The following is a 21,303-nucleotide window of genomic DNA, read 5'->3' on the forward strand; positions in this document are numbered from 1 at the left end:
TTCATATCGCTGGGAATGGTGGAGGTCCATACGATAGCCCAAGCCATGTCCACCCTGACGCAAAGCGCCGCCACTGCCCTCGAACTGACCCTGTCGGGGGATCCGGCGCTGTGGACCATCGTCGGCCGCTCCCTGTCGGTCAGCGCCACGGCCTGTGCGCTGGCCTGCGCCGCAGGCCTGGTGCTCGGGGCCTGGCTGGGCGTGGCCCGGTTCGCGGGCCGGGGCGCGGTGCTGGCGCTGCTCAACACCCTGCTGGCCGTGCCCTCGGTGGTGGTGGGGCTGGTGGTCTACCTGCTGCTGTCGCGCAGCGGCCCGTTCGGGGCCCTGGGCTGGCTGTTCAGCTTCAAGGCCATGGTGCTGGCCCAGGCCCTCCTGGTGCTGCCGGTGGTCACTGCGCTCACGCGCCAGGTGGTCGAAGATGCCGAGCGCGCCCATGGCGAGCAGTTGCGCTCGCTGGGCGCGGGCAGCCTGCTGCGCAGCCTGCTGCTGGCCTGGGACGAGCGCTACGCCCTGCTCACGGTGCTGATCGCCGCGTTCGGCCGCGCCATCTCCGAAGTCGGCGCGGTGATGGTCGTGGGGGGCAACATCGATGGCTTCACGCGCGTCATGACCACGGCCATCGCGCTGGAGACCAGCAAGGGCGACCTGCCGCTGGCGCTGGCGCTGGGCCTGGTGCTGCTGGGTGTGGTGCTGGCGCTCAATGTGCTGATCGCGCTGTTGCGCCGCTGGCGCGAGCGCGTGGACGGTGGCGCCCCCGATGCCCTGGTGGGGGTGGCGGCATGAGGCACCCGGAGCCCCTGCCCGTCGCCCAGCCCCTCGCGCACCCCCTGATTGCGCTGCAGGGCGTGGCCGTGCGCTATGGGCGCGTGCAGGCCCTGGCCGACATCGACCTGCGCATCGCCCCGGGCGAGCGCGTGGCCCTGGTGGGGGCCAACGGCAGCGGCAAGAGCACCCTGCTGCGCGTGCTGCACGGCCTGGTCGGGCCCAGTGCCGGCCAGGTGCGGCGCGATGCCGCGCAGCGCCAGGCCATGCTGTTCCAGCGCCCGCACATGCTGCGCACCAGTGCCCAGAACAATGTGGCGCTGGCCTTGTGGCTGCGCGGCACGCCCTGGCGCGCGGCGCGGGCCGAAGCCCTGGTGGCGCTGCGGCGCGTGGGGCTGGAGGCCATCGCCCTGCAGAACGCGCGCACGCTCTCGGGCGGCCAGCAGCAGCGCGTGGCGCTGGCGCGGGCCTGGGCCCTGCGGCCTGCGGTGCTGCTGCTCGATGAGCCCACGGCCAGCCTGGACCCGCATGCCAAGCGCGAGGTCGAAAGCCTGATGGCCGACCTGGCAGGCCCTGCAGCGCCGGCCGATGGTGGTGGGCCGGCGGTGACCATGGTGTTCAGCAGCCACAACCTGGGCCAGGTCAAGCGCCTGGCCAGCCGCGTGGTCTACCTGGAGCAGGGCCGTGCCGTGGCCGACCTGCCGGTGCACGATTTTTTCAACGGCCCCCTGCCGGAGGCCGCGCGTCTGTTCGTCAAAGGAGAAATAGGATGAGACAACCCACGATGGCCCGCCGGCGCCTGCTCTTCGTTCCCCCTGCGGTCGCACTGGCCGTGGCCCTCGCGCATGGCGCGGCATCGGCACAGGCCACGATCACCATGGCCTCCACCACCTCCACCGAGCAATCGGGTCTGTTCGGCCACCTGCTGCCCGAGTTCAAGAAGGCCAGCGGCATCGACATCAAGGTCGTGGCCCTGGGCACCGGCCAGGCGCTGGACATGGCGCGCCGCGGCGACGCCGACGTGCTCTTCGTGCACGACCAGGTGGCCGAGGAAAAGTTCGTGGCCGAGGGCTGGGGCGTCAAGCGCTACCCCGTGATGTACAACGACTTCATTCTCGTGGGCCCCAAGGCCGACCCGGCGGGCACGCAGGGCAAGGACATCGTCGAGGCGCTGAAGAAGCTGGCCGCCGGCAACGCCGCCTTCATCTCGCGCGGCGACAAGAGCGGCACGCATGCCGCCGAGCTGCGCTACTGGAAGCTTGCCGGTGCCGAGGCGGCCAAGGGCAGCGGCTACAAGGAGTGCGGCTGCGGCATGGGCCCGGCGCTGAACATCGCGGCCTCCAGCGGCGCCTATGTGCTGGCCGACCGGGGCACCTGGCTCAACTTCAAGAACCGCGCCGAGATGGTGGTGCTGGTGGAGGGCGACACGCGCCTGTTCAACCAGTACGGCGTGATGGTGGTCAACCCGGCCAAGCACCCGCAGGTCAAGCAGCAGGACGCGCAGAAGTTCGTGGACTGGGTGGTCTCGCCGGGCGGGCAGGCCAGCATCGCCGGCTACAAGATCGGCGGCGAGCAGCTGTTCTTCCCGAACGCCGGCAAGTGAGCGTGCGCGGCGGGCTCAGAACCCGAGGCTGGGCTTAGCCACCATGAGGTAGAACACCACCACCATGGCCACGAACGCCGGGTAGCCCAGCGCTTCCCACCAGCGCGCATAGCGCCAGTAGGTGGCGGGCAGGGCATCGCTGCCGGCGTCGGCCGCCTGCTGGGCCAGGGCCCGCATGCGCAGCTGCAGCCACACCACGGGCAGCCAGCACAGGCCGGCCAGCACATACAGCCCGAGCGAGAGCGCGAGCCAGGGCGTGGACAGGGGCAGCCCGGCCATGTGCACCATGGCCAGCCCGGTGGCGGGCTGGATGAACACCGTGGGCGTGGTGAACCACCAGTCGGCCCGCACCACCAGGCGGCTGACCACGGCCTGCGCCTGGACGTTGCCGCTGCGGTTGGCAAAGAACATGTAGTAGGCCGAGCCCAGGCCCGTGCCCACCAGCAGCACGCTGGAGACGATGTGCATCCACTTGAGGGTCAGGTACAGGCTCATGGCGTGGGCTCGCGCAGCAGCACCACCAGGATGGCGGCGATCGGCAGGTTCTTGGTCAGCGGGCCGAAGGGGTGCAGCCACCAGCCCGGTTCGATGGCCGTGGCCAGCAGCGTCATCACCCCCATCAGCACGAGTGCGGCGGCGTAGGCGGCGCGGCCGGGGCGCAGTGCGATCCACAGGCCCACCACGGCATCGGCGGCGGCACCGGCCAGCACCAGGGCCGTGACGACCTGCGGGTGGTTGAACGGCAGGGTGGCCAGCAATTGCCGGCTCTGGCCGTCGAGCTCCCACACACTGACGATGGCGGTGGCGAGCCAGACGAAGACCAGGCTGTGGCGCAGCAGGCGGTGCTGGGCGGCGCTCATGGGGCGGTGGCCTCTTCTTCCACCACGTCCGTCACCATGCCCCATTTCGCGAACTCGGGCGCGAAGGCTGCCAGCGGCAGCAGGCTGGTGCAGGTGTGGGCGCCGATGGGCAAGGCTTCCTGGCCACGGGCGAGCTGGCGCGCCAGCAGGATGGCGGCCATGCAGGGGATCTCGGGGCCGTGGTCATGGTCGGCGGCAATGTGCCAGGCGCGGCGCCGTGCCACGCCCTCGCCATCGGTACCGGCCACGCGCACCACCATGCCGCCCAGCGGCGTGCCCAGGAAGTCGAAGACCCCGCCCGTGCGGTGCATCAGCCCGGCCAGGCGCTCGGGGCGGCGCAGCAGGCCCCAGGCGCGCAACGCCGCGAGCGCAGCAAAGGCGCGCTGGGCCAGGCCCACCTCGAGCGCGGCGCGAAAACTCACGCGCTGCGTGACACGGTAGTGGGCGGGCAGCAGCTCCAGGTCGGGGATGTCGCACACCGCCGCCAAGCGCGGGCGCAGCCGCTGGAACTGCACGCGCGTGGGCCGGGCCCAGCCGAGCCGGTCCTGCCAGCGCCCGTCTTCCCACACGGCGATGGCGCCGCCACAGTAGCTGAGCACGGCCGCCAGCGTGGCCTGGCCACGTGGTGCGCGCTGGGCCGGGGCGATACAGATGTCGATGCTGGCTATGCGTTGCCAGCCGGCGCACAGCTGGTCCACCACGGCCGAGGACAGGGCCGGTACCGTGCTGGCGCCGCAGACCGCCGTGCGCCCCGCGGCCGCGAAGCGGGCCTGCAGCGCTGCGGGGAAGTCGCAGACGAAGCGGCGCCCATCGGCCAGGTCGATGTAGTGCGCCCCGGCGTCGGCGGCCGCCTCGGCCACCGCATACCCTTGTGCCTGGAACGGCCCGGCCGTGTGGACCACCAGGCCCACGCCCAGTGCCTGCAGGGCCTGCACCAGGCCGGGGGCGCCGTGGTCCAGCGCGACGCCCCGGGTGCCGGGCCCCAGCGTGGCCGCCAGGGCCTGGGCCTGGGCGGCGCTGCGGCCGGCCACCAGCAGGTGGATGCCGGGGTCGCCGGCCAGCGCGCGGCAGATGCGCGCGCCGAAGTTGCCATAGCCCCCGAGCACCAGCACGGTCAGCGGTGCGGCACTCATGGGCGGGCCTCCCGGGGCTGCGGCACCCAGCCGGGCGCCGGTGCGGGGCTGCCATGGGGGGCCGGGGATGCGGCCGGGCCCCGCTGCGCCCGCAGTGCGGCCAGGTGCTGGGGCCATTGGGCGCGTTGCCAGCCGGGCACCTCGGCGGCCGGCATGGGCTTGCAGAACACGTAGCCCTGGATGGTGGGAATGCCGCAGGCCGCCAGGGCCTGCAGCTCGGAGGCGGTCTCCACCCCCTCCACCACCACCGACAGGCCGAACTCGCCGGCCAAGGCACCGACATGCCGCAGCAGCGATTGGCGCCGTGGATCCTGGGCCAGCTGGCGCACGAACAGGCGGTCGCACTTGATACCGGCAATCGGCAGGTCGGCCAGCATGCCCAGCGAGGAATACCCGGCGCCGAAGTCGTCCATCAGCACGCCCACGCCGATGGCCTGCAGCTGGCGGATGGAGGCGAGCATGCGCGGGCCGCTGGCGATCAGGGCATGCTCGGTCAGCTCCAGCCGCAGGCTGCTGCCGGGCAGGGCATGGCGGGTGAGTTCGGCCTGCAGCCAGGGCGCAAAGTCTTCTTCGAGCAGGGTGGCGGGCGCCACATTCACGCTGAACCTCGCATGGTCCATGCCCTCGCTGCGCCACTGGCAGGCGCACGCCATGGCGTTGACCAGGATCAGCCGGTCCACCAAAGGAGTCTTGCCCTGCAGTTCGCAGACCAGCAGAAAGGCCTCGGGATGCAGCGGGCCCAAAAGTTCGCTGCGCACGCGCAGCAGCGCCTCGAACTGCAGCTCGCCGCTCGCCAGGTCGGCGATGGGCTGGAAATGCAGCGCCAGCTGCCGGGCCTGGAGCAGCACGGGCAACTGGTCCGCGATCAGCGACAGCTGGATGTCGCCCTCGGGCGCCGGCACCTCGTAGCTTGCGGTGCGCATCAGCGACAGGCCGCGGCGCAGCAGCTGCTGGCGCGCCTGGTCAAAGCGCATGTTGCTCAGCTGCTCCGTGGCGATGGCCATGCCGAACAGCAGCACGATCACCAGCAGCGCCACCCCGTCGGTGGCGGCGGCGCTGTCGGGCCATTCCAGCGGAAAGGTGTTCACCAGCAGCCAGTGCAGCACCAGGATGGCGGCGCCGGCCAGCAGCTTGTCGTGCCACTGCTGCGGAATGTAGATGCGCGTCAGCGCCTTCATCTTGGCGGCGCGGTGGCGTATGGAGGTGTAGGCGGCGATGCCGATGGCCGTGGCCAGCGCCAGCACGATGGCCAGGCCGTTCACCCGCGCATAGCTCGATACATAGCCTTCGGAGATGGTGAAGTGCGCGGCCAGCATGCCCAGCGACAGCCCGGCGCCTGCGACCAGGATGCGCGCCTTGCTGGTGCTGGTGCTCAGCGCGGGGACCGTGAGCCGCGCACTCAGCGCCATGATGACCAGGCCCGTGAGTGCCGGCACCAGGCCCAGCGTGTGGCCGGCCAGCTCGGCATACATGAGCATGCCCACCACATCCAGCGCCCACACGATGCAGCCGATGCACAGGGCGGCATGCGAGGCGCTGATGCGCCGGCTCGACGGGTCGATGGCAAAGGCCGTGTGCTCCACGAGCCGCTGGCACACGTGCACGACCAGGGAGGCAAAGATCCAGAACAGCAGGCTGTGTAGCAATGGCGGAAAGCCCACGGCGAACAGCTGCGTGGTGTCATGCCCGATGGAAAACATTCTGACCCTACCCCCCAAAATCTTGTGCAGTCATCATACGACCTGGCGATGACCAGGCCCTGGGGGATGTCCGTGGCCCTAGTTCACGACCGCGACGCCCTTGACCTGGGCAAAGACCGCCTTGCCCGGCGCCAGCGCCAGGGCCTGGGCCGAGCGCTGCGTCACCCGGGCCAGCAGGCGCGTGGGGCCGGCATCGAGTGCCACCATGCACTGGCCGGGGCTGTCCGCATCCACCTGCACCACGGTGGCGGGCAGGATGTTGAGGATGCTGGTGTCCACCGGCGCGGCCAGCGCCAGGCTCACATCGCGCGCCTGGATGCGCAGGCGCACCGGGGCGCCGGCCGGCCATGCGCTGGGGCTGGCCAGCAGCAGCTGGCCGCCGGCGAACTGCACGCTGGTGATGTGGTCGTGCGCGTCGTGGCGCAGCACCGTGCCCTCGACCACCGAGGCGGCCGCATCGCCATGCGCCAGCGGCAGGTCCAGCCGCACCAGCATGTCCTCGGTGCGTCCGCTGGCCAGCACCCGGCCGTCCTGCATCAGCACCATGTGCGCGGCCAGGCGCGCCACCTCGTCGATGGCATGGCTCACGTACAGCACGGGGATGTCCAGCGCCTGGTGCAGCCGCTCCAGGTAGGGCAGGACCTCGGCCTTGCGCTGGGCATCCAGCGCGGCCAGGGGCTCGTCCATCAGCAGCACGCGCGGGCCCGTGGCCAGGGCCCGCGCCATGGCCACGCGCTGGCGCTCGCCACCCGACAGGGCGTGGGGCTTGCGGTCCATCAGGTGGGCGATGCCCAGCAGGTCCACGGCGTGGTCCAGCGCCACGGTGTGCCGCTCTTTCGGCGTGCGCCTGCGGCCATAGTCGATGTTGCCGCGCACGCTCAGGTGCTCGAACAGGCTGGCTTCCTGGAACACATAGCCCAGCGCGCGCTGGTGCGTGGGGCGCCAGATGCGTGCCGCGTCGTCCTGCCAGACCTCGCCGTTGACCACCACGGTGGCCTGCTGCGCGCGCAGCAGGCCCGCGATGGCGCGCAGGCTGGTGGTCTTGCCGCAGCCCGAGGGGCCGAAGAGGGCGGTGACGCCGCGCCCGGGAAGCTGCAGGTCCACGTCGAGCGTGAAGCCCGGGCGCGATACCCGCAGGCGCGCGCGGATCTCTTCGGCGGCGCTCATGACACCATGGACGCGCGGCGGCGTGTGAGGTTCAGGCCCAGCAGCACCAGGAAGGAGAAGACCACCATGCCCCCTGCCAGCCAGTGCGCCTGGGTGTATTCAAGGGCCTCCACATGGTCGTAGATCTGCACCGAAACCACGCGCGTCACGCCCGGGATGTTGCCGCCCAGCATGAGCACCACGCCGAATTCGCCCACGGTGTGCGCAAAGCTCAGGATGGCTGCGGTGATGAAGCCCGGGCGCGCCAGCGGCAGGGCCACGGTGAAGAAGCGGTCCAGCGGCCCGGCGCCCAGCGTGGCCGCGGCTTCGAGCGGCCGGTTGCCGATGGCCTCGAACGCCGCCTGCAGCGGCTGCACCGCGAACGGCAGCGAGTAGATCAGCGAACCCGCCACCAGCCCCCAGAAGGTGAAGGGCAGGGCGCCCACACCCAGCCACTGCGTGAACTGCCCGATGGGGCCGTTGGGCCCCATGGTGACCAGCAGGTAAAAGCCGATCACCGTGGGCGGCAGCACGAGTGGCAGCGCCACCACGGCCGACACCGGCCCGCGCCAGCGCGAAGAGGTGTGCGCCAGCCACCAGGCCAGCGGCGTGCACAGCACCAGCAGCAGCGCCATGGTGGTGCCCGCGAGCCGAAGCGTGAGGCCGATGGCCGCAAGATCGGCGCTGGAAAAGGGCATGGACAGTAGCGAGGGAGCGCGGGGGAACTAGTTAGAAACTATAGCCGTAAGACTTGATGATGTTCTTGGCTTTGTCGCCTTTCAGGTACTGCATCAGCGCCGTGGCCGCCGCATTGCCCTTGCCCGTCTCCAGCAGCGCCGCATCCTGGCGGATCGGTTCGTGCATGTCGGCCGGCACCTGCCAGGCCGAGCCCTGGGCGATCTTGCCGTCCACCATCACCTGCGACAGCGCGACAAAGCCCAGTTGCGCATTGCCGGTGGCCACGAACTGGTAGGTCTGCGCGATGTTCTCGCCCTGCACGAAGCGTGGCTGCAGCGTGGCCGTGAGTCCGAGCCTGTCCATCACCTGCGTGGCGGCCAGGCCGTAAGGGGCCAGCTTGGGGTTGGCGATGGCCAGGTGCTTGAAGTCGCCGGTCTTGAGCACGGCGCCCTTGTCGTCGACATAGCCGTCCTTGGCGCTCCACAGCACCAGGGTGCCGATGGCGTAGGTGAAGCGCGAGTTGGCCACCACCTTGCCTTCGCGTTCGAGCTTGGCCGGCGTGGTGTCGTCGGCCGACAGCAGGATCTGGAACGGCGCGCCATTGGTGATCTGCGCATAGAACTTGCCCGTGGCGCCGAATGACAGCTCGGCCTTGTGGCCGGTGTCGGCCTCGAAGGCGGCCGCGATCTTCTGCATGGGGGCCGTGAAGTTGGCGGCCACGGCGACCGAGACCTGTTCGGCATGGGCCGAGGCGGCTGCGGCCAGGGCCAGGCTGAGAACGGAAAGAAGGCGGGCGGCAGGCATCTGCATGGCGTTAGGGCGCGCAAGCGCTGTTCATTGATGGAATAGCGAAAGTATAAAAGCAGTGCCTGCGTTGCGCTGGCAGCCCTTTTGCCGCGTGGCGGTATTCCCCCGGCGATCCCCTACACTGTGCCCACCATGCCGATGTTCCCCACCGAAATCCTTGCCGCCTACCTCGTTGCCGTGATCGTCGTGGTCTTCGCGCCGGGGCCGGACAACATCCTGGCCATCAGCCGCGGCCTGAGCCAGGGGCGCCTGGCGGCGGTGCTGTCCTCCATCGGCGCGGGCCTGGGCATCATGGTGCACACGGTGGCCGCCACGCTGGGGCTCACGCTCATCGTGCAGGCCTCGCCACTGGCCTTCTGGGCCGTGAAGGTCGCAGGCGCGGCCTACCTGCTGTACCTGGGCTTCAAGGCGCTGACCTCGGGCAATCTGATCTCGTTCGCGCCCGCCGCGCGGCAGCCGCTGGCCAAGGTGTTCGGCGTGGGCCTGTTCTCCAATGTGCTCAACCCCAAGCCGGGGCTGTTCGTGCTGGCCTTCATTCCCCAGTTCGTCGATGCGTCGCGCGGCCCGGTGGCCACGCAGATGCTGGTGTACGGCGCCATCTTCGCGGTGCTCACGGCGATCATCTTCTCGGTGCTGGGCAGTTGCGCCGCGCAGCTCTCGGGCTGGCTGGTACGCCGGCCGCGCGCCACCAAGTGGCTCAACAACGGAGCCGGCGTCACCTTCATCGCCTCGGGCATCTCGGTGCTGGCGCTGGGCAACCGGCGCTAGGCAAGGCACCGCGCCCCTCCGATGCCTGGCACCCCTCCCGTCTCCTTTGCGGGCGCGCTCGGCCATGACATGGCCGACAAGCGCATCGCCATCCTGCGCGAGATCGGCGCGGGCGGCTCCATCTCGCAGGCCGCGCGCGCCGTCGGCGTGAGCTACAAGGCCGCCTGGCAGGCGCTCGACACCCTGACCAACCTGGCCGGCACGCCGCTGGTGGACCGTGCCGTGGGGGGCGCCGGCGGCGGTGGTGCGCAACTGACCGAGGCTGGCCACCAACTGCTGGCCGCGGCCGATGCCATGGCCGTGGCGCGCAGCGCCGTGCTGGCCCGCTGGGAGGGCCGCGCCGGCCCGGCGGCAGCCCGCCTGGCGGTGCGCACCAGCATGCGCAACCAGTGGCCCTGCACGGTGCAGCGGCTGGAGCCGCTGGGCCAGATCGTGCGCGTGCACCTGGGGCAGGGCGACGGCGGGGAGGCGGCTTTCCTCAGCGCCCGCATCACATTGGAGAGTGTCGAACTGCTGGGCCTCGCGCCCGGCCTGGCGGTGCAGGCCCTGTGCAAGGCCACGGCGGTGCGCGTGGAGCGCGCCGCGAAAGACCTGCCACCGGCCGTACCCGGCATCTGCCGGCTGCCCGCCAGGGCGGTGCGCGTGGTGCGGGGGGAATCGGGCGATGAAGTGTCTGCCGAGCTGGACGGGGGCATCCAGATGGTGGGTTTTGCCGCACCCGACAGCGGCCTGCGCGCCGGCAGCCGGGTGCTGCTGGTGGTGGAGGACAACGCCGTCGTGATCGCGCTCGCACAGGGCTGAGCGCCCAGGTCAGTGCCCCTTTGGGGCACCCAATTTGCGGTACACCGTGGCGCGGCTGATGCCCAGTGCGCGCGCCGCCTCGGCCACATTGCCACGCGCCTCCGTCACCGCTTGGCGGATGAGCGCGGTCTCGGCCTCGCGCAGCGGCGCTGCGGCCACGGCCGGTGCCGCAGAGCTGCTCAGCAGGGTGCGCAGGGCATGGCCCTGCCGGGGCGCCAGGGCCATGCCCTGCAGGCGCAGGCCCGACCACAGCGGCAGGTCCAGCGGCGCGGCACCTGCGTGCTGGCGCTGCGCCGCGTCGAACAGCAGGGGCCAGGGCAGGGCCAGCAGCTCGCTGGCATGGGCCCTGCTGCCTGGTGCGCGCAGCGGCTGGGGCACCAACTGGCGCGCCGTGCGGTTGCTGCCCAGCAGGTAGCCGTCGGCGTCCAGCAGCACCAGGCCGTCGCCTTCGCCGCCCAGGGTGCTGCCGGGCCAGTTCAGGCGCAGCAGCAGGGCATGGGGGCGCTGCAGCAGCAGGGCATCCTCGATGGCGCGGGCCGAGCGGTCCACCAGGTGGCGCAGCTCGGGCCGCTCGGGCACGTCCACGCCGGTCAGGTCCAGCATGCCGGCGCAGCGGCCCTCGGGGTCGAACAGGGGGGCGCCCGCGCAGCTGTAATGGGTGTTGTCGTCGAAGAAATGCTCGCCCCGGTGCAGCCACACGGGTTGCAGCTCGGCCAGGGCAGCGCCGATGGCGGTGGTGCCCACGGCCGCTTCCGACAGGTCGATGCCGACGCGGCCGATGGCATGCACCCGCGCGTCGCGGTGGTCGAGCGCGCCCTGCACGTCCACCACCACGCCGCGCGCATCGGTGAGCACCGCGAAATAGTGCATGCCGGCAATGGCGCGCGTGAGGTGGCCGAGCACCGGGCGTGCGGCCTGCAGCAGGTGGCGGTGCTGCTCGGCCACGCCGCGCAGCGTGGCGGCGCTCACCAGGTCGAAGGCCACGCGCTGGCGTGGCGACTGGCCCTGGGCCATGCAGCGCTGCCAGGAGCGCACGATCCAGGGCTCGATGCCCAGCGCGGCAGGCACCTGGCCCTGGCTGAACAGGGCAGTGCGGGCGCGGGCGATCAGGGCCTGGCGCTCATCGGTCGATGGCGTGACGGCAGCGGCGGACAGCATGGACTACGACTCCCGTGGGGTGGCGGGCCGGTGCACCCACTGCGGGGTGCTTCGGTGTGCAGTGCGCATGATGCGCCGGTGTGCACTGCAGCATGTTTCAATTTGAGAATATCCGCGCCCGGCCGGCGCCAAGCTAGGGTTCACCCTAGGAATCCGGCCCCGTGCCCGGACCAAGATGCGGCTTGCAGATCCAGCCAACACCCCTCGAGGAGACAGCCAGATGCAAGTCCAGTTCACCGTCAACGGCCAGCCGGCCAGCGTTGACGTCCCCCCCAACACCCTGCTGGTCCACGCGCTGCGCGAGCACCTGATGCTCACCGGCACGCACGTGGGCTGCGACACCAGCCAGTGCGGCGCATGCACTGTGCATGTCAACGGCCGCGCGGTGAAATCCTGCGCCATGCTGGCCGTGCAGGCCCAGGGCGCCCAGGTGCAGACCATCGAAGGCCTGGCCGCGGCCGACGGCAGCATGCACCCCATGCAGGCGGCCTTCAAGGAGTGCCATGGCCTGCAGTGCGGCTTCTGCACCCCGGGCATGGTGATGAGCGCGGTCGACCTGTGCACGCACCACCCCAAGGCCAGTGAGGGCGAGATCCGCGAGCTGCTGGAGGGCAACATCTGCCGCTGCACCGGCTACCAGAACATCGTGCGCGCGGTGCAGCATGGCCAAAAAGCCATGGCATCCGCCTGAGTCACGTCCCTCATTCCACCAGGAGACAAGACCATGGGTGCTTCCGACTTCTCCAAGCTGCCGCACATCGGCGAGGCCCTTCGCCGCAAGGAGGACTACCGCTTCCTCACCGGCGCGGGCCAGTACACCGACGATGTGGTGCTGGCCGCGCAGAGCCACGCCGTGTTCGTGCGCTCGCCGCATGCGCATGCGCGCGTCAACAGCGTCAACACCGATGCCGCCAAGGCGGCGCCCGGGGTGCTGGGCGTGTTCACCGGTGCCGACGTGGCGGCCGACAACATCAACGGCCTGCCGTGCGGCTGGCTCATCACCAGCACCGACGGCCAGCCCATGAAGGAGCCGCCGCACCCCATCCTGGCGCAGGGCAAGGTGCGCTACGTGGGCGACCACGTGGCCATCGTCGTGGCGCTCACGCAGCAGCAGGCGCGCGATGCGGCCGAGCTGGTGGAGGTGGACTACGACGTGCTGCCCGCCGTGGTCAGCGTGGCCGATGCGGCGGCGAACAGCGTGGCCGGCGCCGCGCTGCACGACATCGCGGCCGACAACCACTGCTACAAGTGGGCCATAGGCGACAAGGGCGCGGTGGATGCGGCCTTTGCCGGCGCCGCGCACGTCACGAAGCTCGACCTGGTCAACAACCGCCTGATCCCCAACGCCATGGAGCCGCGCGCGGCCATCGGCTCGTACAACCGGGCCACCGAGGAGTACACGCTGTACGTGAGCAACCAGAACCCGCACGTGGAGCGCCTGCTCATGACGGCCTTCGTGATGGGCCTGCCCGAGCACAAGGTGCGCGTGATCGCGCCCGACGTGGGCGGCGGCTTCGGCTCCAAGATCTTTTTGTACGCCGAAGACGTGTGCCTGACCTGGGCCGCGAAGAAGCTCAACCGCTACATCAAGTGGGTGGCCGACCGCAGCGAGGCCTTCCTCTCGGATGCCCATGGCCGCGACCACGTGAGCCATGCCGAGATGGCCCTGGACAAGGACGGCAAGTTCCTGGCCATGCGCGTGCACACCGATGCCAACCTGGGTGCCTACCTGTCGACCTTCGCCACGGCCGTGCCCACCATCCTGTACGCCACGCTGCTGGCGGGCCAGTACACCACGCCCCAGGTCTATGTGGAGGTGGACGCCTGGTTCACCAACACCGCGCCGGTCGATGCCTACCGGGGCGCGGGCCGGCCCGAGGCCACCTACCTGCTCGAGCGCCTGGTCACGCGCTGCGCGTGGGACCTGGGCCTGTCGCAGGACGAGATCCGCAAGCGCAACTTCATCACCAGCTTCCCCTACCAGACGCCGGTGGCGCTGCAGTACGACGTGGGCGACTACCACGCCTGCATGACCCAGGCCCAGGAACTGGCCGACGTGGCCGGTTTCGAGGCGCGCAAGAGCGCCAGCGCCGCCAAAGGCCTGCTGCGCGGCGTGGGCTACAGCAGCTACATCGAGGCCTGCGGCATCGCGCCGTCCAACATCGCGGGCGCCCTGGGCGCGCGCGCCGGGCTGTTCGAATGCGGCGAGGTGCGCGTGCACCCCACGGGCAGTGTCACGGTGTTCACCGGTTCGCACAGCCACGGCCAGGGGCACGAGACCACCTTTGCCCAGGTGGTGGCCGCGCGCCTGGGCATTCCGGTGGAGAACGTGGACATCGTGCACGGCGACACGGGCCGCGTGCCCTTCGGCATGGGCACCTACGGCTCGCGCTCCATCAGCGTGGGCGGGGCGGCCATCATGAAGGCGCTGGACAAGATCGAGGCCAAGGCCAAGAAGATCGCGGCCCACCTCATGGAGGCCAGCGACGCCGACATCGACTTCAGCGGCGGCGAGTTCAGCGTGCGCGGCACGGACAAGAAGATCCCCTTCGGCCAGGTGGCGCTCACGGCCTATGTGCCGCACAACTACCCGCTGGACAAGCTGGAGCCCGGGCTCAACGAGACGGCCTTCTACGACCCGACCAACTTCACCTTCCCGGCCGGCACCTACATCTGCGAGGTGGAGGTGGACCCGGCCACCGGCGCCACGCGCGTGGACAGGTTCACCGCGGTGGACGACTTCGGAACCATCATCAACCCCATGATCGTGGAGGGCCAGGTGCATGGCGGCCTGGTGCAGGGCATCGGCCAGGCGCTGCTGGAGAACTGCGTTTACGACCGCGAGACCGGCCAACTGCTCACCGGCAGCTTCATGGACTACGCCATGCCGCGCGCCGACGACTTCCCCGAGTTCAAGCTCGGCCATGTCTGCACGCCCTGCACGCACAACCCGCTCGGCACCAAGGGCTGCGGCGAGGCCGGTGCCATCGGCTCGCCGCCCGCGGTGATCAATGCCGTGCTCGACGCCCTGCGCCCGCTGGGCGTGAAGGATTTCGACATGCCGGCCTCCCCGCACCGCGTGTGGGAAGCCATTCAAAGCGCCAAAGCCTGAGGAGAAGCACACCATGTATGCATTCACCTATGAAACCCCGGCCAGCGTGGCCGATGCGCTGCGCCTGGCGGGCGCAGGCGGCAAGCCCATCGCGGGCGGCCAAAGCCTGCTGCCCTCGATGCGGCTGCGCCTGGCCAACCCCGGCCAGGTGGTGGACCTCAATGGCATCGCCGAGCTGGCCGGCATCCGCCGCGAGGGCAATGCCCTGGTGATCGGCGCGATGACGCGGCACATGGACGTGGCCGCCAGCGCGGAGGTCAAGGCCGCCATCCCGGCCCTGGCCGACCTGGCCGCCCACATCGGCGACCGGCAGGTGCGCGCCCGCGGCACGCTGGGCGGCTCGGTGGCCAACAACGACCCCGCGGCCTGCTACCCCAGCGCCGTGCTGGGGCTGAATGCCACCGTCATCACCGACCAGCGCGAGATCGCGGCGGACGACTTCTTCGTGGGCATGTACACCACGGCGCTGAACGAGGGGGAGTTGATCACCGCGATCCGCTTCCCGATCCCGAAGCGCGCGGCCTACCTCAAGTTCAAGCAGGCAGCCTCGCGCTTCTCGCTGGTGGGTGTGTTCGTGGCGCAGACCGATGCGGGCGTGCGCGTGGCCGTCACGGGCGCCGCGAGCAGCGTGTTTCGCCAGCAGGCGCTGGAGGCGGCGCTGAACAAGGACTTCTCGGTGGCGTCGGCCGCGGCGGTGAAGGTGGATGCGAGCGACCTGAACAGCGACATCCATGCCAGCGCCGCTTACCGCGCCAATTTGATCAGTGTGCAAACCCAACGCGCCGTGGCCCAGATGCTGGGCTGACCTTCCCCGTCCGCCATGTGCTGATGTGCATGGCGGACTCTCTCTTGCTTATGAACGCTGCTGCCTTGCCGCCTGAACTGGCCTCCATCGACGACCTGGTGCAGGCCCTGCAGCGCGTGGGCTATTTCGCTGATCGGCGCCTGGCAACCGCCGTGTTCCTCGCGCTCAGGCTGCAGCGCCCGCTGCTGCTCGAAGGCGAGCCCGGCGTGGGCAAGACGGCGCTGGCCAAGGCCCTGTCCGAGGTGCTGGCGCGCAGCCTGATCCGCCTGCAGTGCTACGACGGGCTGGAGCAGCGCGAGGCGCTGTACGAGTGGAACTACGCTGCCCAGCTTCTGCACATGCGGGCCGCAGAGTTGCAGCAGGGTGTGGTCCGCGATATCGAGGCCGAGGTCTACCAGGAACGCTACCTGATCCGCCGCCCCCTGCTGCAGGCCCTGCACGCGCCCGCGCCTGGGGCCGTGCTGCTGGTCGATGAGGTGGACCGCGCCGACGAGCCCTTCGAGGCCTTTCTGCTCGAATACCTGGGCGAGTACCAGGTCAGCATTCCCGAGATCGGCACGGTGCGCGCCACGGCCACGCCGGTCACCCTGCTCACCAGCAACCGCACGCGCGACCTGCACGACGCCGTCAAGCGCCGCTGCCTCTACCACTGGCTCGACTACCCCGAGCGTGAGCGCGAACTGGCCATCGTGCGCTCGCAGGTACCCGGCGCCAGCGAGGCCCTGGCCGCCCAGGTGGCCGATTTCGTGCACCGGCTGCGCAGCCAGCCGTTTGCCAATGCCTTCCAGCGTGCACCCGGCATCGCCGAGAGCGTGGAATGGGCCAAGGCCCTGGTGGCGCTCGACACCCTGGTGGTGGACCCGGAGATCGTCTCGGACACGGCAGGCATCCTCTTCAAGCAGCGCGAGGACGTGGCTGCGCTCACGCGGGACATGGCCGCCGAGCTGCTCAAGCCCCAGGATGCCGAGGCTTGAGATGGTGGTCGCTCCCTCCACGGCGACGGCTTCCCAGCTGGGCGACGCGCGCACCGGCAAGCTGGCCGACAACCTCACCGGCTTTGGCCGCACGCTGCGCCGCGCTGGCGTGCGTGTGGATGCCGCGCGCATGGCCCTGGCACAGCAGGCGGTGCTGCTGGTGGGCCTGCAGCGCCCGGATGTCGCCGCCGCACTCGAAGCCGTGCTGGTGAGCCGCGAACAGGACCGCTTGGTGTTCCGCGAGCTGTTCGACGCCTACTTCAAGAACCCGAACGTGGCGCAGAAGCTGCTGGCCCAGATGCTGCCCAGCGCCGAGGCGAAAGCCGAGCCCGTGAAGCGCCGCCCGCGCGTGAGCGAGGCCCTGGCGCCCGTGCGCGCCGCGCGCAAGACCCCGCCGCGCGAGGAGGACAAGGTCGACTTCGATGCCGCCATGACCGCCAGCGATCTGGCGCGCCTGCGCCATGCGGACTTCAACCAGCTCTCGGCCAGCGAGTACCGGCTGGTGGAGCAACTGGCGCGCGACATTCCGCTGCCCTTGCCCGATTACGCCGCCCGCCGCACCCGCCCCGGGGTGCGCGGCAGCCGCCCGCACTGGCCCGGTGCCATGCACCAGGCGGCGCGCACGGGCGGCGAATTCCTGCAGGTGCCGCTGCTGCAGCGCCGCCGCCAGCCCCTGCCACTCTTGGTGCTGGTGGACGTGTCGGGCTCCATGGAGCGCTATGCGCGCCTGCTGCTGGCTTTTTTGCACGCCGCCACCGCGCCGCGCCGCGCGGGTGCGCTGCGGCGCGACGTGTTCGCCTTCGGCACGGGCTTGACCGACCTCACCCCGGCCTTCCGCCTGGCCGATACCGACGCCATGCTGGAAGCCGCCAGCCACGCCATCGCCGACTTTGCCGGCGGCACGCGCATGGGCGAGAGCCTGCGCGCCCTGCGCCTGCAGCACGCACGCCGGCTGGTGGGGCGGCGCACCCTGGTGCTGCTCATCACCGATGGCCTCGATACCGGCGCCCCCGAACTGCTGGAGCAGGAACTGGGCTGGCTGCGCCGCCACTGCGCGCGCCTGCTCTGGCTCAACCCGCTGCTGCGCTTTGGCGGCTATGCGCCCACGGCACGCGGCGCGGCCGTGCTGCACCGCCAGGCGCACGGCATGCTGGCCGTGCACGACCTCGCCCGCCTGCAGGACCTGGCGGACAGCATTGCCACCGTGCTGCGCCGATGACCATCTGAAGAACGAACCGAGGATTCCCACCATGGAAATGCAAGCCAGCCGCACCCTTGCCGTCAGCCAGAGCCAGGCCTGGGCGGCGCTCAACGACCCCGAGGTGCTCAAGCTGTGCATCCCCGGCTGCGAGAAGGTCGAGCCCACGGGCGAGAACCAGTACAGCGTGGCCATGGCGCTCAAGATCGGCCCGGTCTCGGCCAAGTTCGCGGGCAAGATCACGCTGTCGGACATCGTGCCCCCCGCAAGCTACACCATCGCCTTCGACGGCTCGGGCGGCGTGGCGGGCTTCGGCAAGGGCAGTGCCCAGGTGCGGCTGGAACCGCTGACACCTGAGGGTGGCCAGGAGCGTTGCGAGCTGCACTACACCGTGCACGCCACCGTGGGCGGCAAGATCGCCCAGCTCGGCCAGCGCCTGATCGACGGCGCCGCCAAGGGCATGGCCGAGGATTTCTTCAAGCGCTTCGACAACGAGATGCAGCGCCGCCATCCCCCTGCGTCCCCTGCGGTGGAGGGCGCGCCGGACACCGTGCCCACCGAAATCCCCACCCAGCCCGGCGAGGATGCCGGCCCGCCGAGCGGCTTCGTCCCGAGCCAGCGGGCGGGCCTGCAGGCCACGGGCGCCCAGGAGGCGCAGGGCGCGGGCATCCCGGTGTGGGTCTGGGTGGCAGGCGCCCTGCTGCTGGTCGCCCTCGCGTGGTGGCTGAACTAAGCCCCTGGCGCACGGAACCGGCGGGCCTTGGGCACAATCTACGCACGATGACGACGACGATGGAAAACCTCGATGTGATGGTGCTGCGCACCCTGCACGGCTGGCGTGCAGCGGGCCGGCGCGCCCTGCTTGCCACGGTGGTGCGCACGTGGGGATCTTCCCCGCGGCCCGTGGGTTCGATCATGGCGCTGTGCGAGGACGGCTCGGTCGTGGGTTCAGTCTCGGGCGGTTGCATCGAGGACGACCTGATCGACCGCCATACGCGTGCCTATGCGCAGGAGCGTGCCGGTGCCACAGGGCATGAACACCGCATCCCCAACGGCCCGCCGTCCTTCGTCAAGTACGGCATCACGGCCGACGAGGCGCACCGCTTCGGCCTGCCCTGCGGCGGCACGCTGGAGCTGCTGCTCGAATACGACCCCGACCCCGCCGGCCTGGCCGAACTGATCGCCGCGCTGGAGGCCGGGCGCCTGGTGCGCCGCACGGTGCGCCTGGCCGATGGCGCCGTGGCGCTGGCCATGGCCACCGAGCCGGCCGAGCTGGCCGTGGACAGCCAGGAGCTGACCAACACCTTCGGCCCCGAATACCGCATGCTCATCATCGGCGCGGGCCAGATGGCCGAGTACCTGGCCACCATGGCCTTGTTCAACGGCTTTGCCGTGACCGTGTGCGACCCGCGCGAGGAGTACCGCCACGGCTGGAAGGTGCCCGGCGCCACCCTGGTGAGCGCCATGCCCGACGACGTGGTGGTGGATTTCAAGCCCGACCGGCGCAGCTGCGTGGTGGCGCTCACGCACGACCCCAAGCTCGACGACCTGGCGCTGCTGGAGGCCTTGTCCACCGAGGCCTTCTACGTCGGCGGCATCGGCTCGCGCCGGAACAACGAGGCGCGCCGCGCGCGCATGATCGAGCACTTCGACCAGACCGAGGCCAGCCTCGTGCGCCTGCGCGGGCCCATCGGCATCTACATCGGCAGCAAGACCCCGCCCGAGATCGCCGTGAGCGTGATGGCCGAGATCCTGGCCGTGAAGAACGGCGTGGCCCTGCCGCGCGTGATGGAAGTGGCCCAGGCCAAGAACGACCGCGACGTGGCGCACAACGATCCCGGGCCACTGGTCTGTGCGGTGAACCGCTGACCGTTGTTTCAGCGGCTGCGGGTCTGCAGTTCCCGCTGCACATGCTCCAGCAGCCCCTCGCACGCATCTTCCACCAGGTCCAGCACATCGTCGAAGCCGCTGGCGCCGCCGTAATAAGGATCGGGCACCACGGGGCTGTCCATGTGCAGGCAGAACTCCGTGAGGCGCCGGAGCTTGTGGGCATGCTGGGGTGGGCACAGCTCCTGCGCCATGGCCAGGTTGTCCCAGTCCATGGCGAGGACCAGGTCGTGCGCTGCGAAGTCGGCCAGCAGCATCTGCCGCGCCCTCAGGTCCGACAGGTCGTAGCCGCGCCGGGTGGCATGCTTTTGCGAGCGGTGGTCCGGCGGCTCGCCCGGGTGGTAGTTGTGCGTGCCGGCCGAATCCACGCGCACCCGGTCGGCCAGGCCCGCCGCCTGTACGCGGTGGCGGAACACACCGTGTGCCGTGGGGCTGCGGCAGATGTTGCCCATGCAGAGAAAAAGGACCGAATAGCCGGGTGTTGTTGGTGCCATGTGTGCCCTCAATGCAGAACGGCCCCGTGGGGGCCGTTCAGGAGTGTCGCATGGCGGCGATCAGGCGTGCGCCTTCTCGCGCTTGGCGTCGTGGTAGGCCAGGGTGCCGCGCGTCACCACGCGGTCGCCAGGCAGCACTGCGCCGGCCTCGTGCTCCGGCGCGCCCTTCAAGCGATCGTAGAGCGGTGCGAAGTCGATCTTGGCCAGTTCCAGCAGCTCGTCCAGGTGGCCCAGCACGAAGTAGGTCTCCTGGAAGTCGTCGATGCGGTAATTGGTCTGCATCACGCGTTCCAGTTCGAAGCGCACGCGGTTGGGCGAATCGCTCTCGACCGAGAAGCGCGTCTCGCTGGCCGAGGAGGCGATGCCCGCGCCGTAGATGCGCAGGCCATCGCTCTGCTGCACCAGGCCGAACTCCACCGTGTACCAGTACACGCGCGCCAGCTTCTCCAGCACGCCCAGGCGGCTGGCGCGCAGGCCGCCTTCGCCATAGGCCTGGATGTAGTCGGCGATGACAGGGTTCATGAGCATGGGCACGTGGCCGAACACGTCGTGAAAAACGTCGGGCTCTTCCAGGTAATCGAGCTCGTGCGGCTTGCGGATGAACTGGCCGGCCGGAAAGCGCCGGTTGGCCAGGTGGCCGAAGAACACGTCGTCGGGCACCAGGCCGGGCACGGCCACCACTTCCCAGCCCGTGCGCTTCTTGAGCACCTTGGACATCTGCTCGAAGTCGGGGATCTGCTCGGGGCCGATGGGCAGGTCCTGCATGCCGCGGATGAACTCGTCGCAGGCGCGGCCCGGCAGCAGCTTGGACTGCCGCTCGAACAGGGTGCGCCAGACGCCGTGCTCTTCCTGGGTGTAGTTGGCCCAGCCCTGGTCGATGGTCCAGTCGGGCCGTTCGGGGGCGTGCGCGTCCCCGGCCGCCAGGCCGTGCTTGGCAGTTTCCTTGAGCTGCTGCAGCATGTGTGTCTCCTGGGCCGTCTATGCCGTGAAGGCGGCGGCGATGCGGTTCATCAGCGTGGCCATCTCGATGTCCTTGGCCGAGATGCCGTCCACGTCGTGCGTGGTCAGGGTGACGTTCACGCGGTTGTAGACGTTGAACCACTCGGGGTGGTGGTTCATGCGCTCCGCGTGCAGGGCCACCTGGGCCATGAAGCCGAAGGCCTGCACGAAGTCCTGGAACTGGAACTCGCGGGTGAGCACGCCGCCGCGCTCACTGCCGTGCGCCCAGCCCGTGAGGGCGGGCAACTGTGCTGCCAGTTGCTCGGGCGTGAGCTTCATGCTGCTTCCTTGGCGACGGCCTTGTCGCCCACGTCCAGCACGCCGCGGTTGATCTGGTCGCGCTCCAGCGATTCGAACAGCGCCTTGAAGTTGCCTTCACCAAAACCTTCGCGGTAGTTGCCCTTGCGCTCGATGAACT

23 protein-coding genes and 1 pseudogene are annotated in these 21,303 nt (G+C 70.3%); 12 read left to right on the plus strand and 12 right to left on the minus strand.

Translation table 11 applies throughout. The annotated features are described in order from the left end of the window. Nucleotides 1-45: 45 nt before the first annotated feature. Genes AC3WOH_RS32640 through AC3WOH_RS32650 form a run of 3 tightly spaced genes read left to right on the plus strand, consistent with a single transcriptional unit; the run spans nucleotide 46 to nucleotide 2,365 of the window. A complete protein-coding gene (locus AC3WOH_RS32640; RefSeq protein WP_492233490.1) occupies nucleotides 46-783 on the plus strand; it encodes an ABC transporter permease in 738 nt (245 codons plus the stop codon). Next, a complete protein-coding gene (locus AC3WOH_RS32645) occupies nucleotides 780-1,535 on the plus strand; it encodes an ABC transporter ATP-binding protein (protein WP_492233491.1) in 756 nt (251 codons plus the stop codon). The genes AC3WOH_RS32640 and AC3WOH_RS32645 overlap by 4 nt, the downstream gene beginning before the upstream one ends. Then, nucleotides 1,532-2,365, plus strand: a complete 834-nt coding sequence (locus AC3WOH_RS32650) for an ABC transporter substrate-binding protein (protein WP_492233492.1) — start codon at nucleotides 1,532-1,534, stop codon at nucleotides 2,363-2,365. The genes AC3WOH_RS32645 and AC3WOH_RS32650 overlap by 4 nt, the downstream gene beginning before the upstream one ends. A 15-nt stretch (nucleotides 2,366-2,380) precedes the next feature. Here the strand turns inward: AC3WOH_RS32650 and AC3WOH_RS32655 are convergent, their stop codons facing one another. From AC3WOH_RS32655 to modA, 7 genes are all read right to left on the minus strand, one after another. Beyond that, nucleotides 2,381-2,860, minus strand: coding sequence for a DUF2269 family protein (locus tag AC3WOH_RS32655; protein ID WP_184856628.1), 480 nt, complete (start codon nucleotides 2,858-2,860; stop codon nucleotides 2,381-2,383). Further along, a complete protein-coding gene (locus AC3WOH_RS32660) occupies nucleotides 2,857-3,225 on the minus strand; it encodes a DoxX-like family protein (RefSeq protein WP_492233493.1) in 369 nt (122 codons plus the stop codon). Before AC3WOH_RS32660 ends, AC3WOH_RS32655 begins: the two co-directional genes overlap by 4 nt. Beyond that, complete coding sequence (locus tag AC3WOH_RS32665; protein ID WP_492233494.1) at nucleotides 3,222-4,358, minus strand: saccharopine dehydrogenase NADP-binding domain-containing protein; 1,137 nt, start codon at nucleotides 4,356-4,358, stop codon at nucleotides 3,222-3,224. The genes AC3WOH_RS32660 and AC3WOH_RS32665 overlap by 4 nt, the downstream gene beginning before the upstream one ends. Beyond that, the gene (locus AC3WOH_RS32670) at nucleotides 4,355-6,058 is read right to left on the minus strand and encodes an EAL domain-containing protein (RefSeq protein WP_492233495.1); all 1,704 of its coding nucleotides are present in this window, start codon (nucleotides 6,056-6,058) and stop codon (nucleotides 4,355-4,357) included. The genes AC3WOH_RS32665 and AC3WOH_RS32670 overlap by 4 nt, the downstream gene beginning before the upstream one ends. Before the next feature lie 78 nt (nucleotides 6,059-6,136). After that, nucleotides 6,137-7,225 (minus strand): molybdenum ABC transporter ATP-binding protein, encoded by a 1,089-nt coding sequence (gene modC, locus AC3WOH_RS32675; RefSeq protein ID WP_492233496.1) that lies wholly within the window; start codon nucleotides 7,223-7,225, stop codon nucleotides 6,137-6,139. After that, complete coding sequence (gene modB, locus AC3WOH_RS32680; RefSeq protein ID WP_184856623.1) at nucleotides 7,222-7,902, minus strand: molybdate ABC transporter permease subunit; 681 nt, start codon at nucleotides 7,900-7,902, stop codon at nucleotides 7,222-7,224. The genes modC and modB overlap by 4 nt, the downstream gene beginning before the upstream one ends. Nucleotides 7,903-7,933: 31 nt before the next feature. Next, nucleotides 7,934-8,692, minus strand: coding sequence for a molybdate ABC transporter substrate-binding protein (gene modA, locus AC3WOH_RS32685; protein ID WP_492233497.1), 759 nt, complete (start codon nucleotides 8,690-8,692; stop codon nucleotides 7,934-7,936). A 129-nt stretch (nucleotides 8,693-8,821) separates the two neighbouring features. On the opposite strand from modA, the gene AC3WOH_RS32690 reads away from it, so the two are divergent. Then, the gene (locus AC3WOH_RS32690; RefSeq protein ID WP_492233498.1) at nucleotides 8,822-9,457 is read left to right on the plus strand and encodes a LysE family translocator; all 636 of its coding nucleotides are present in this window, start codon (nucleotides 8,822-8,824) and stop codon (nucleotides 9,455-9,457) included. 21 nt (nucleotides 9,458-9,478) lie between these two features. Further along, nucleotides 9,479-10,258 carry a TOBE domain-containing protein gene (locus AC3WOH_RS32695; RefSeq protein WP_492233499.1) on the plus strand — a complete coding sequence of 260 codons (780 nt, stop codon included), beginning with the start codon at nucleotides 9,479-9,481 and terminating at the stop codon, nucleotides 10,256-10,258. A gap of 9 nt (nucleotides 10,259-10,267) precedes the next feature. Here the strand turns inward: AC3WOH_RS32695 and AC3WOH_RS32700 are convergent, their stop codons facing one another. Next, entirely contained in the window at nucleotides 10,268-11,416 is a 1,149-nt protein-coding gene (locus AC3WOH_RS32700; RefSeq protein ID WP_492233500.1) for a helix-turn-helix domain-containing protein, read from the minus strand. 220 nt (nucleotides 11,417-11,636) lie between these two features. Here AC3WOH_RS32700 and AC3WOH_RS32705 point away from each other — a divergent pair, with 220 nt between their 5' ends. From AC3WOH_RS32705 to AC3WOH_RS32735, 7 genes are read left to right on the plus strand one after another with little or no spacing between them, the layout of a single operon-like run. Beyond that, nucleotides 11,637-12,107 (plus strand): (2Fe-2S)-binding protein, encoded by a 471-nt coding sequence (locus AC3WOH_RS32705; RefSeq protein WP_184856619.1) that lies wholly within the window; start codon nucleotides 11,637-11,639, stop codon nucleotides 12,105-12,107. A 33-nt stretch (nucleotides 12,108-12,140) separates the two neighbouring features. Beyond that, a complete protein-coding gene (locus AC3WOH_RS32710; protein ID WP_492233501.1) occupies nucleotides 12,141-14,528 on the plus strand; it encodes a xanthine dehydrogenase family protein molybdopterin-binding subunit in 2,388 nt (795 codons plus the stop codon). A gap of 13 nt (nucleotides 14,529-14,541) precedes the next feature. Continuing rightward, nucleotides 14,542-15,333, plus strand: a complete 792-nt coding sequence (locus AC3WOH_RS32715) for an FAD binding domain-containing protein (RefSeq protein ID WP_492233502.1) — start codon at nucleotides 14,542-14,544, stop codon at nucleotides 15,331-15,333. A gap of 50 nt (nucleotides 15,334-15,383) precedes the next feature. Further along, nucleotides 15,384-16,307, plus strand: a complete 924-nt coding sequence (locus AC3WOH_RS32720) for an AAA family ATPase (RefSeq protein ID WP_492233503.1) — start codon at nucleotides 15,384-15,386, stop codon at nucleotides 16,305-16,307. Nucleotide 16,308: 1 nt separating this feature from the next. Next, on the plus strand, nucleotides 16,309-17,526 hold the full coding sequence (locus AC3WOH_RS32725; protein ID WP_492233504.1) for a vWA domain-containing protein: 1,218 nt from the start codon (nucleotides 16,309-16,311) through the stop codon (nucleotides 17,524-17,526). A 31-nt stretch (nucleotides 17,527-17,557) separates the two neighbouring features. After that, nucleotides 17,558-18,238 carry an SRPBCC family protein gene (locus AC3WOH_RS32730; protein WP_492233505.1) on the plus strand — a complete coding sequence of 227 codons (681 nt, stop codon included), beginning with the start codon at nucleotides 17,558-17,560 and terminating at the stop codon, nucleotides 18,236-18,238. Between the two features lie 59 nt (nucleotides 18,239-18,297). Then, on the plus strand, nucleotides 18,298-19,374 hold the full coding sequence (locus AC3WOH_RS32735; RefSeq protein WP_492233509.1) for an XdhC family protein: 1,077 nt from the start codon (nucleotides 18,298-18,300) through the stop codon (nucleotides 19,372-19,374). 8 nt (nucleotides 19,375-19,382) lie between these two features. On the opposite strand, the gene AC3WOH_RS32740 is transcribed toward AC3WOH_RS32735, so the two are convergent. The 4 genes and pseudogenes from AC3WOH_RS32740 to AC3WOH_RS32755 all read right to left on the minus strand — a co-directional run. After that, nucleotides 19,383-19,886: a low molecular weight protein-tyrosine-phosphatase gene (locus AC3WOH_RS32740; protein ID WP_492233506.1), complete on the minus strand. Its 504-nt coding sequence runs from the start codon at nucleotides 19,884-19,886 to the stop codon at nucleotides 19,383-19,385. Nucleotides 19,887-19,946: 60 nt separating this feature from the next. Then, nucleotides 19,947-20,846 carry a phenylalanine 4-monooxygenase gene (phhA, locus tag AC3WOH_RS32745; RefSeq protein WP_492233507.1) on the minus strand — a complete coding sequence of 300 codons (900 nt, stop codon included), beginning with the start codon at nucleotides 20,844-20,846 and terminating at the stop codon, nucleotides 19,947-19,949. Nucleotides 20,847-20,864: 18 nt separating this feature from the next. Continuing rightward, nucleotides 20,865-21,164 carry a 4a-hydroxytetrahydrobiopterin dehydratase gene (locus tag AC3WOH_RS32750; protein WP_492233508.1) on the minus strand — a complete coding sequence of 100 codons (300 nt, stop codon included), beginning with the start codon at nucleotides 21,162-21,164 and terminating at the stop codon, nucleotides 20,865-20,867. Next, nucleotides 21,161-21,303, minus strand: a pseudogene (locus AC3WOH_RS32755) (4-hydroxyphenylpyruvate dioxygenase); the annotation flags it as partial. The pseudogene AC3WOH_RS32755 and the gene AC3WOH_RS32750, both read right to left, overlap by 4 nt.

The sequence above is a fragment of the Acidovorax sp. FW305-C-20-28 genome, assembly GCF_058783375.1.